Annotated in this window: 10 protein-coding genes; 6 read left to right on the forward strand and 4 right to left on the reverse strand. The window is 70.4% G+C overall.

Going from position 1 to position 10,986, the window contains the following annotated elements:
- Window positions 1-10 precede the first annotated feature (10 nt).
- On the forward strand, window positions 11-1,618 hold the full coding sequence (locus D187_RS02785; protein WP_002623001.1) for an ATP-binding protein: 1,608 nt from the start codon (window positions 11-13) through the stop codon (window positions 1,616-1,618).
- Window positions 1,619-1,633: 15 nt separating this feature from the next.
- On the opposite strand, the gene D187_RS02790 is transcribed toward D187_RS02785, so the two are convergent.
- On the reverse strand, window positions 1,634-2,779 hold the full coding sequence (locus tag D187_RS02790) for a THUMP domain-containing class I SAM-dependent RNA methyltransferase (protein ID WP_002623000.1): 1,146 nt from the start codon (window positions 2,777-2,779) through the stop codon (window positions 1,634-1,636).
- Window positions 2,780-2,850: 71 nt separating this feature from the next.
- Here D187_RS02790 and D187_RS02795 point away from each other — a divergent pair, with 71 nt between their 5' ends.
- Complete coding sequence (locus D187_RS02795; protein ID WP_002622999.1) at window positions 2,851-3,735, forward strand: ferredoxin reductase domain-containing protein; 885 nt, start codon at window positions 2,851-2,853, stop codon at window positions 3,733-3,735.
- On the opposite strand, the gene D187_RS02800 is transcribed toward D187_RS02795, so the two are convergent.
- Together D187_RS02800 and D187_RS02805 are read right to left on the reverse strand one after the other, a co-directional pair.
- The gene (locus tag D187_RS02800; protein WP_281171753.1) at window positions 3,713-4,483 is read right to left on the reverse strand and encodes a class I SAM-dependent methyltransferase; all 771 of its coding nucleotides are present in this window, start codon (window positions 4,481-4,483) and stop codon (window positions 3,713-3,715) included. The genes D187_RS02795 and D187_RS02800 overlap by 23 nt on opposite strands.
- A 113-nt stretch (window positions 4,484-4,596) precedes the next feature.
- Window positions 4,597-5,160, reverse strand: coding sequence for a NifU family protein (locus D187_RS02805; RefSeq protein ID WP_002622997.1), 564 nt, complete (start codon window positions 5,158-5,160; stop codon window positions 4,597-4,599).
- Between the two features lie 185 nt (window positions 5,161-5,345).
- Here D187_RS02805 and D187_RS02810 point away from each other — a divergent pair, with 185 nt between their 5' ends.
- From D187_RS02810 to clpA, 4 genes are all read left to right on the forward strand, one after another.
- Window positions 5,346-5,915: a DUF2378 family protein gene (locus D187_RS02810; RefSeq protein WP_002622996.1), complete on the forward strand. Its 570-nt coding sequence runs from the start codon at window positions 5,346-5,348 to the stop codon at window positions 5,913-5,915.
- Between the two features lie 8 nt (window positions 5,916-5,923).
- A complete protein-coding gene (locus D187_RS02815) occupies window positions 5,924-6,364 on the forward strand; it encodes a hypothetical protein (protein ID WP_002622995.1) in 441 nt (146 codons plus the stop codon).
- 258 nt (window positions 6,365-6,622) lie between these two features.
- Entirely contained in the window at window positions 6,623-6,949 is a 327-nt protein-coding gene (locus tag D187_RS02820; protein ID WP_002622993.1) for an ATP-dependent Clp protease adaptor ClpS, read from the forward strand.
- A gap of 4 nt (window positions 6,950-6,953) precedes the next feature.
- Window positions 6,954-9,266 carry an ATP-dependent Clp protease ATP-binding subunit ClpA gene (gene clpA, locus D187_RS02825; protein WP_002622992.1) on the forward strand — a complete coding sequence of 771 codons (2,313 nt, stop codon included), beginning with the start codon at window positions 6,954-6,956 and terminating at the stop codon, window positions 9,264-9,266.
- 118 nt (window positions 9,267-9,384) lie between these two features.
- Here clpA and D187_RS02830 read toward each other — a convergent pair whose 3' ends face one another.
- Window positions 9,385-10,965, reverse strand: coding sequence for a methyl-accepting chemotaxis protein (locus D187_RS02830; protein WP_002622991.1), 1,581 nt, complete (start codon window positions 10,963-10,965; stop codon window positions 9,385-9,387).
- Window positions 10,966-10,986 lie beyond the last annotated feature (21 nt).

Below are 10,986 nucleotides of genomic sequence, written 5' to 3' on the forward strand. Positions count from 1 at the left end.
GGAGCAGGACGTGTCCGATCCGGCCGAGTACCAGGCCCTCGATGGACTGCCGGCGCCGGTGTTGGTGGTGCGTGGAGAGCGGACCGTCTACGCCAACCCGGCGTTGTTGAAGTTGTTGGGCATCGGTCTGCCCGAGGTGCTCGACACGCCCGTGCTGATGCTGCTCGCGCGCTTCTCGCCCGAGTATCAGCGCTGGCTGGAGCCGATGCACACCGAGTACACCCGTGGAAAGCAGACACCCGACAAGCTGTGGGTGCGCGTGCGGGTGGCGGAAGAGCAAGAATGGACCTACTGCATGAGTCGGGGAGAGGGAGTGCGGGCGGAGGACACCCTGTTGATGTTGGTGGACGCGGAGGGAGAGGCGAGTACGCGGCGGCTCACCGAGTCCCTCGTGGAAGCCGCGGGCGAGCTGTTACACTGCCGTGACGAGCAGAGCGTGCTGGAAATGGCGGTCGAGGCCATCCACCGGCACGGCTTCTCGGTGATGGTGCTGCTGCTCGAGGGCGACAGCCTGCGCTACGGGCCCCTGCGGCAGGACGCGGCGCAGGTGACCACGTGCGAGGTGCTCTACGGCAAGCCCCTGCAGGACATCCGCTTTCCGCGCTCCAGCATGCCGCACATCGACGAGGTGCTGGCGCGGCACAAGGCGGCCTTCCACTCGGACTTCCTCCAGGTGCTGGAGAACGTGCGCACCATGGAGCCGCTCGCGTGGCTGCGGCGCGCCTCCCCGAGCGTGCGCGCCCTGGACGCGCCCATCTTCGTGCAGGGCAAACCCTACGGAATCCTGTCCGTGCAGGGCGAGACGCTGACGCCCACGAGCGCGGCCACGTTGGAGCTGTTCGCACGGCAGATAGGAGGGGCGCTGGAGAACGTGCGCCACCACCGGCTGGCGGCCTCACGGCTGGCGGAGCTGTCGCGGCTGCAGTCGGAGCTGGTGGCGCAGGAGCGGCTCACCGTGCTGGGCGAGGCCGCGGGCGTGGTGGCCCACGAGGTGCGCAATCCCCTGGGCGCCATCCTCAACGCGGTGGCGGTGCTCAAGCGCGACCGGCTGGGCCCGGTGAGCACGAGCGCGGTGCGGATGCTGGAGGAAGAAGCCACGCGCCTGGACGCGATGGTGAGGGACTTGCTGGACGTGGTGCGGCCGATGGAGCCCCGGCCCCGCGCGCTACACCCGGGCGAGCTGGCCCGGCGCACCCTGGAGCTTTTGCGCCAGCGCCACCAGCTGGGCACGCTCCAGGTGGTCATGAACGAGGCGCCGGACCTGCCCCTGCTCCAGGGCGACGAGATGTTGTTGCAGCTCGCGCTGGAGAACCTGCTGCGCAACGCCGTGCAGGCCTCGCCCCCGGAGAGCCGGGTGACCGTGTCGGTGTCGCGCGTGCCCGAGGGTGTGCTGCTCGCCGTGGAGGACGAGGGCTCGGGCATCTCTCCGGCCGACATCCACCGCATCTTCGAGCCCTTCTTCACCACGCGCGCCACGGGCACCGGCCTGGGGCTGGCGGTGGTGCGGCGCGTGGTGCTCGCTCACGGCGGCACGGTGTCCGCGGGGCAGCGGCCGGGAGGCGGCGCGCGCTTCGAGCTGCGGCTGCCGCTCGCTCCCCCCGAGCCCCTGCCGGGCTGAAGCACGGGGGCCGCCTCAGGGAAGGGCGCTCAGGAGCAGCCGGCAGCGCAGCCCTCCATTGCGCACCGGCAGCTCGCGCGCTCCGGGCAGGGCGAGCGCGCGGATGAGGCCCGGCTCCTCGGGAACGAGCACCGCGGCGCGCCAACCCGCGAAGGCCCGCCGCAAGGTGGCCCCGAGCGCCCGGTACAACCCCGGCAGGTCCTCCCCCTCTCCCACCCGCTTGCCATAGGGCGGATTGGCCACCACCCACCCGGGCCCGAGCCCCGAGGGCAGCGTCAGCGTGCGCACGTCCTGGCGCTCCAGCGTGAGCGTCACGCCCGCCCGCCGCGCGTTGCGTCTGGCCGTCCCCAACGAGCCCGCGTTGAGATCATGCCCCCGCAGCACCGCGCGCGGGGCCGGCAGGGCCTGGGCCTCCGCGCGGGCCCGGCGCTCCGCCCAGGCCCCCGCGTCGAAGCCGGGAAAGCGCTCGAAGGCGAAGGGCCGTGCGAGCCCCGGCGCCCGCTGTTGGGACATCCACGCGCCCTCGATGAGGAAGGTGCCCGAGCCACACATGGGGTCCACCAACGGCGCCACGCCGTCGTACCCGGCCAGCACCAGGATGCCCGCGGCGAGCGTCTCGCGCAGCGGCGCCCGGCTCACCTCCTGGCGGTAGCCCCGGCGGTGCAGCGGCTCGCCACTGGTGTCCGCGCTCACCGTGCACGTGTCCCCCTCCACGCGCACGAGCAGGGTGAGGCCCTCGCCCGGCTCCTCGTCCAGGAGGCCCGCGCGCTCCACCGAGGGCAGCCCCCAGGCCCGGGCCGCGGCGGCCAGCACCGCGTCCGGCCCCTTGAAGCGCGCGCCATGCAGGACCACCGAGAGCCGGGGCACCGTCCGCCCGTCCCACACCGGCCGCAGGGGCAGGGCCGCGAGCCCCTTGGCGAGCGCCGCCGCGTCCGGCGCGGGAAAGCGTCCCAGGCGCAGCCACACCCGGCTCGCCGTGCGCAGGCGCAGGTTGGCCTCCTGGTGCAGCCCCGGGGCCCCCTCGAGCTCCACCCCCCCCTCCACGCGCCGGGGCGACAGGCCCAGGGCCTCCGCCTCGGCCGCCACGGCGGGCTCCAGGCCGGGCAGCGCCGGGATGAAGAGCCATTCCCTCTGTTGGACGTTGGTCACCTGGAGCGGCATTGTCCGCGCCCGACGCCCGGCCGCAATGCTTTCCTCACGGGAACGTCCACCCGGACGAAGGAGAGCACGCCATGAGCGACGTCGCGAGGAACGCCCGCGAGCGGCCACGGGAGTACGAGGTGACGGTGGACAGCGTGCGCTGGGACACGCCCGACACCGTCACGCTCCAGTTGGACTTCGGCCCCGAGCGCCCCGACTACCGCGCCGGCCAGTTCCTCAACCTGGACCCGCATCAGTTCCGCGCCCTCGGCCACCTCATCGCCTACTTCCAGCAGCACAAGGGGCGCAAGGAACCAGCGCGCGCCTACTCGCTCGCCTCCGCGCCGCACGAGAAGCTCGTGGCCATCACCGTGAAGGACGAGGAGTTCATCCCCGGCCTCACCCCCTACCCCCCCCTGCTCTCGCCCTACCTCGTGCACGCGCCCCTCACGGGCTCGCGCATGAAGGTGCTCGGCTTCATGGGCCCCTACGTGCTGCCGGACGACGTGGAGGAGCGCACGGACCACCTCGTCCATGTCGTCGCCGGCTCCGGCGCGGTGCCCAACTTCTCCATCCTCAAGGACGCGCTGCACCGGGGCCTCCGGCTGCGGCACACCCTGCTGTGCTCCAACAAGACGTGGGCGGACATCCTCTACCGCGAGGAGCTGGACGCGCTCGCGCGCGCGCACCCGGACCGGCTGCGCGTGGTGCACACCCTCACCCGCGAGACGGACGAGACGCGCTTCGGCCCCACCGTGCGCAAGGGCCGCATCGGAGAGGCCCTCCTGGAGGAGCTGCTCCCCGAGCGCGGCTCCTGCCTCGTCTACGTGTGCGGCCCGGCCATCACCCCGTGGGCCCGCAAGAAGGCCCTGGAGACGCGCACGCCCGCCACCCCGCGCTTCCTGGAGACGGTCATCGGCCACCTGCACACGCTCGGCGTCGACGACAAGCGAATCAAACGGGAGTCGTACGGGTGATGTCGGCGGCCGGGGGGGCCGGGGTGGAGCTCGCGGGCTCCACGCCGAGCAGCCGCGTGAGCTTGGGTCGCACCCCGTAGGCGCCCAGCATCGCCTCCAGCTTCGCGCGCGCCTGCCGGTTCTCCCGGTGCACGCGCCGGCCGAGGATCAGCTCGTTCTTGAGCGAGTGCTCCCAACCCGTCAGCTCCGTCACCGTCACCTGGTAGCCGAAGGACTCCAGCGTCAGCGCGCGCAGCACGTTGGTCAGGTGGCTGCCGAACTCGCGGCGGTGCCAGGGGTGCTGGTAGAGCAGCGAGAGCGTCGGCTCCACCGCGGCCCGGCCCTCCTTGAGCTGCGTGGCCACCTCCGCCTGGCAGCACGGCACCACCGCCACGTAGTCCGCGCCCTTCTGGATGGCCACCGCCAGCGCGTCATCCGTCGCCGTGTCGCAGGCATGCAGGGCCATGAGCAGGTGGATGCGCTCGGGCCACTGCGCGCTCTCCAGGTGCGCCGTCTGGAACTCCATCCGGGAGAAGCCCAGCCGCCCGGCGCGCTCCTTGGCCCGCTGCGTCAACTCCGGCCGGCCCTCCACGTTGAGCAGCACGCCGCCCTCGGCGTCCTTGAGGAACAGCTCGTAGAGGATGAAGCCCAGGTAGGCGTTGCCGCTGCCCGCGTCCACCACCACGGGCGAGGCGTGACGGCCCTGGATGTCCTCCAGCGCCGGCCGCAACAACCCCACCAGGTGGTTGACCTGCTTGAGCTTGCGCAGCGTGTCCGCGTTGAGGTTGCCCTCGCGCGTGAGCAGGTGCAGCTCACGCAGCAGCTCCCGGGACTGGTCCGGCAGGAGCTCGCGCTTGACCCGCGCGCCTTTGACCTGCCGCCTCAGACGGACACCACCTCGGTGACCTCGGGGACGAGCTCGCGCAGCCGCGTCTCGATGCCCATCTTCAAGGTCGCCGTGGAAGAGGGGCACCCCGCGCACGAGCCCTTCATGTGCAGGTAGACGATGCCTTCCTCGAAGCGGTCCAGGGTGATGTCGCCACCATCCTGCGCCACCGCCGGGCGGATCTCCGCGTCGAGGATCTCCTGGATGCGCGTCTCCACCGAGCCGCCCGCCGTGCCCGCCGCCGTGCGCGCCGCCGCGATCGCCTCCTCGTTCACCGCGGGCAGGCCCGCGCCGAGGTGCTCGTCCAGCGTGCCCATCACCGCGTCGTTCAGCTCGTCCCACTCGCCCGCGTCACCCTTGGTGACGGTGACGAAGTTGCTGCCCACCATCACCGCCGTCACGCCCTGGATGCCCATGAGCTTGGCGGCCAGCGGCGACTTCTCCTCCGCCGCCTGCGTACTGGTGATGCTCACCGCTCCCGACGACACGAGCCGCCGATCCACCACGTACTTCAGGGTGCTGGGGTTGGGGGTCCACTCGAGCTGGATGTTCACCGACATGTCGAAATCTCTCCGTTCCCTCTTCCTCTAAGCCCTTGGCTCCCGCCTGGCAACCACGTGCTCGCCCCAGGGCCCACCCCAGAAGTTGTTCTATCTGACAATGATAACTTTACCTGAATTCAATGAATCCCCGTAGAGGCGTGCTAGGCTTGGAGGACGGAGACGGAACAATGGGGAGAACGTCCATGGAAAGCACCAGCCTGCAGGCGAGGACCCCCACCTATGCCGCACCGCTCCGCATCCCCTCCTGTGTCTTCGAGGGGCTGTTCGTCCGGGGCATGCAGCCACACGCGGCCCTCGCCAAGGCCCTGGCCCTGGAGGGGTACGATCCCCGCTGCCCCGAGGTCGACTACCCCATCCAGGTGTGGAAGCGCTGCGTGTCCCAGGCGAGGTACCTAGCGTATGGGACGCTGAGCGATGACGAGGCCTATCGCGCGCTCGGACGCCAGCTCAGCGAGGGCTTCGCCAAGACGCCGCTGGGCCGGATCGCCGCGGTGGGGCTGCCGATGATGGGCCCCGCGCGCGCCCTGGAGCGGCTGCCGCGCTACCTGGGGATGATGGGCCGCGCGGAGGTCCAGGTGCAGTCCGTCAGCCTGGGCGAGCGCGCGCGGCGCGTCTCCATCGCCGACGTGCACAATCCCCCGGAACTCTTCGTCGGCGCGCTCGAGGTGGTGCTGGAATACGCCCACGCGCAGCCCATCATCCACGTAGACGATCGCTCACCGCAGGGCTTCCGCCTGCTCGTGCGCTGGTAGAACGCCGCATGGCCTACCCTCCCCGCCTGGCGCACCTGGCCACGCTCTCCGTCGTCGTGGCGAAGCTCGTGCCCACCTATTCGCGTGCCCACCACCTCGATGAGGAGGAGGCGGCGCAGCGCCTCTCCCAGGCGCTGCGCGGCCGGATGCTGCCGTCGCTGCTGGAAGAGGCGTGGACGGCCATGCGCGGCAAGAGCAAGCGGCTCGACGACGAGGGGCTCCTGGAGAAGGTGGCCACCACGCTGCGCGACCGGCCCCAGCGCCCCGGACGGGTGGTGGAGGTGACGGCCGCGTGGAGCGCCTTCCTCGTGCTCGCGGACCTGGAAGCGGGCACCGCCAGCGAGGCCGCGCGCCGGGTGATGGAGTCACCCGAGGGACAGCGGCGCGCCCAGGAGGGGCTCGCGGAGGTCGGCCGCTTCCTGGCCGCCGAACTCACCCGGGGGCGCTAGGCCGCCCGAAGCCGCCCGCACGGTTGGCGAGCGCCTCCTCCAGACGTTATAGGCTGGTGCCCGCCGTGATCTCCGCCCTCCAGCCGCCCACCTGCTCCGTGCCTTCCAGCGCCCCCACCTCCGGGCCGCGAGGCGGCCAGGCGGCGCGCGCCGAGGGCTCATCCACGGCACTCGCCGCTGGCTGGCCTGCTCCGTTAGCGGGCCTCCTCCCGTTCCAAGCGGGAGCCGTCCGCACCCCCTAATCATTAGAGAAAGCGCATGCCTCGAGAGAAGTCCGATCCGGATTCCAACGTCGTCACGGAGACGGTGCCGCAGAAGAAGCTCAAGCGGCCCACGCTCTACAAGGTGCTGTTGCACAACGACAACTACACGACGCGCGAGTTCGTGGTGGCCGTTCTCAAGGAGGTCTTCCACAAATCGGAGACGGATGCCGTGCAGATCATGCTGCACATCCATTACAACGGCATCGGCGTGGCCGGCGTTTATACGTACGAGGTCGCAGAGACGAAGGTACGCACCGTGGAGGCCGCGGCGCGGGAGAATGGCTTCCCGCTGCGCCTCTCGATGGAACCAGAGGAAGGTTGAGACCGTGGCAGGACCGCTGATTGCCAAGGCATTACAGGACAGCTTCCGCAACGCGCTGGAGGAGGCGCGACGGATGCGTCACGAGTACCTGACGCTCGAGCATCTGTTGCTCGCGCTCACCAAGGACACCCGCACCCGGGAAGTGCTCAAGAGCTGTGGCGCGCAGGTCAAGCGGCTCCAGGAACGCCTGGAGTCCTTCCTGGAGGAGACGGTCGAGCGTCTGCCCGAGGGGGTAGAGGCCGAGCCGCAGCAGACCATCGGCGTGGAGCGCGTGCTGCACCGCGCCGCCATGCACGCCCTGTCCGCCGAGCAGAAGTTCATCGATGGCGGCGACGTGCTCGTGGCCCTCTTCCGCGAGGAGGAGAGCCACGCGCTCTACCTGCTGCAGCAGGAGGGCATCACCCGGCTGGATCTGCTCAACTTCATCTCCCACGGCATCTCCAAGGACGCCTCGGATTCGGGAGACGAAGGGCCGAGCGGCGAGGCGCACCCGGGCGTGCCCGTGGGCGAGGACGAGGAGGGCGAGGGCAACACGCGCAAGAGCCCCCTGGAGGCCTACACCACCAACCTCAACGAGGAGGCCAAGGCGGGCCGCATCGATCCGCTCATCGGGCGGCAGAAGGAGCTCGAGCGCACCATCCAGGTGCTCTGCCGGCGGCGCAAGAACAACCCGCTCTACGTGGGCGAGACGGGCGTGGGCAAGACGGCCATCGCCGAGGGGCTCGCGCTGCACATCCACGAGGGCCGCGTGCCCGAGGTGCTCAAGAACTCCATCGTCTTCTCGCTCGACATGGGCGCGCTCCTGGCGGGCACCAAGTTCCGCGGCCAGTTCGAGGAGCGGCTCAAGGGCGTGCTCAAGGCGCTCAAGGAGCACCCGGACGCCATCCTCTTCATCGACGAGATCCACACCATCGTCGGCGCGGGCGCCACCAGTGGCGGCTCCATGGATGCCTCCAACCTGCTCAAGCCGGCGCTGGCCAGCGGCAGGCTGCGCTGCATCGGCTCGACGACGTACCAGGAGTTCAAGGCGTCCTTCGAGCGCGACCGGGCCCTGTCCCGGCGCTTCCAGAAGATTGAAGTGGGCGAGCCGAGCGTGGAGGACACCCTGCTCATCCTCGAGGGGCTCAAGAGCCGCTACGAGGAGCACCACGGGGTGAAGTACGCGCCGGAGGCCCTGCGGGCCGCCGCGGAGCTGAGCGCCAAGCACATCAACGACCGCTTCCTGCCGGACAAGGCCATCGACGTGGTGGACGAGGCGGGCGCGGCCGAGCGGCTCAAGCCCGAGGGCCAGCGCACCGGCCACGTGACGATGACCGACGTGGAGGCCGTGGTCGCCAAGATGGCGAAGATTCCGGCCAAGAGCGTGTCCGCCAGCGAGGGCGTGCAACTGCAGAAGCTCGAGCCCGAGCTCAAGCGGGTCATCTTCGGCCAGGACCCGGCCATCAAGTCCGTGGTGGACGCCATCAAGCTGGCACGCAGCGGTCTGCGCGCGCCGGAGAAGCCCATCGGCAGCTTCCTCTTCTCGGGCCCCACGGGCGTGGGCAAGACGGAGCTGGCCAAGCAGCTCGCCCAGGTGCTCGGCGTGGAGTTCCTGCGCTTCGACATGAGCGAGTACTCGGAGAAGCACACGGTGAGCCGGCTCATCGGCGCGCCGCCGGGCTACGTGGGCTTCGATCAGGGCGGTCTGCTCACCGACGCCGTGCGCAAGCACCCCTACGCGGTGCTGGTGCTGGACGAGATTGAAAAGGCCCACCCGGACCTCTTCAACATCCTCCTGCAGGTGATGGACCATGCGACGTTGACGGACAACAACGGCCGCAAGGCGGACTTCCGCAACATCATCCTCATCCTCACCACCAACGCGGGCGCCCGGGAGATGAGCACCAAGTCCATGGGCTTCGGCGACAAGCAGGCCCCGGTGGACACCCTGCGCGCGAAGAAGGCCATCGAGAACACCTTCACCCCCGAGTTCCGCAACCGCCTGGACGGCTGGGTGCTCTTCTCCGGCCTGCCCGCGGACATCATCCTCAAGGTGGTGGACAAGGAAGTGGGCCTGCTCCAGAAGATGCTGGAGGAGAAGCGCGTGAAGCTGGAGCTGACCCCGGCGGCGCGCGCGTGGCTCGCCGCCAACGGGTACGACCCGGCCTTCGGTGCGCGGCCCATGGCGCGGCTGGTGGACAACGCGCTCAAGAAGCCGCTCGCCGAGGCCGTGCTCTTCGGTGACCTGAAGGACGGCGGCACCGCGCGCTTCGACGTGGAGGGCGACGGCCTGAAGCTCCAGTCCGCCACCGCTCCGCAGCCCGCGCCCGCGGCCTGAGCACCCGGGCCCTCCCCCTCGAGGAAGCAAGAGGGGGAGAGCCCAGAAACGACGAGGGCCAGGTGGAGGGTTTCCCCCTCCCCTGGCCCTTCGTGCATTCAGCGGCTCGCGCGGACGACTACACGCGGTAGGCCTTCACCGCGCTGCTGAGCTGCTCGGAGATGACCTGCAGCGTGGTGGCCGCCTCGCCGGTGGCGCTGATACGGGCCACCGTCTCCTCCATCATCTTGGAGAGATCACCCACGGCGGTGCTGATCTGGCTGATGCCCACGTTCTGCTGACCCACGGCGGCGGCGATCTGCCGCACGGCGGCGGCGTTGTCCTGGTTGATGGTGGACAGCTCGCGCAGGCTCTTGCCGTAGGAGCGCACCTGCTCCAGGCCCATCTCCATGCGCTGCGAGCCGCGCTCGGTGGCGCGCACCGCGGTGGCCACCGAGTTGCCGATATCGTCCAGCAGCTCGCGCACGCGGTCCGTGGACTCGATGGACTGGTCGGCCAGGGCGCGGATTTCACGCGCCACCACGCCGAAGCCCTTGCCGTGCTCGCCCGAGCGCACCGCCTCGATGGCGGCGTTGAGCGCGAGCATGTTGGACTGGTCCGCCAGGTCCTTCACCGTCTGGGTGATGCTGCCGATCTGCACGGTGCGCTCGCCCAGCTCGAGGATCTTCTGGGCGATCTCCTGCACCTGGGCGCGGATGTCGTTGAGGCCCGCGAGCGTCTGCTCCAGGGAGGCCTCGCCCGTGCGGCTCAGCTCGTCGGCGCGCTCGGCCACGGAGAGCACCGCGTCGGCCTTCTGGGCGGCGAGGAGACTCGTCTGGCGGATCTCCTGGGCGGTGACCTGCGTCTCCTGGAGCGCGGAGGCCTGCCGGGCCACCGTCTGCGACTGCTCGGCGGCGGAGGCGTTGAGCTGCTCGGTGGAGGCGTTGAGGGCCTCGCTGGCCTGCTGGAGGTTCTGCGTCACCGAGCGCAGCCGCTCCACCATCTGAGAGAACGACACGGCCAGCTGGCCCAGCTCGCCGCCCGCGATGGCGGGGATGGGACGGGTGAGGTCGCCCGACTGGACGATGTGCGCGGCCGCGTTGGTGAGCTCGCGCAGCGGCCCCACGATGGAGCGGCTCAGCACGTACACCCCGAGCACGCCCACGGCCACGATGAGCAGGCCCAGCATCAGCATCTTGAGCCACAGCTGGCCCACCAGGACGCTCACGCTGTCGTGCATCATGCCCACGTGCAGCACACCCCGCGTCGCGCCCGACAGGGGCGCGGCCACGTCGGCGACGGCCACCCGCTTGTTGTCGACCGTCATCTCCACCATTTCCCGCGTCTGCGTGCGCTCACCATTGGCGAGGCCGTTGTCGGACAGGGGGTTGGCGGTGAGCAGCTCCACGGGCACATCGCCCGGGAAGGAGTGGGCGAGCACCGTGTTGCTCTCGTCCACCACGTAGAGGTAGCCCAGGCCCTGGGCATCCCGGAACGCGTCCACCAGGGGCTGCAGCGACGAGGTGCCGCCGGCGCGCTCGGCGGCGGCCGAGAAGCCCAGCGCGATCGCCTTGCCCTCGTTCAAGGTGCTCGACATGAGGCTGTCGCGCAGCTGCTGGGCCGCCATCATGGACAGCAGGATGGCGATGGCGACGCTGACGGCCGCGGTGGCGAAGACGAACTGGGCACCGATGCCTATGGATTTACGGGCGGGGCTCACGAAAGCACCTCAGTGAGGATG

Source organism: Cystobacter fuscus DSM 2262, assembly GCF_000335475.2.
GTDB classification, from domain to species: Bacteria; Myxococcota; Myxococcia; order Myxococcales; family Myxococcaceae; genus Cystobacter; species Cystobacter fuscus.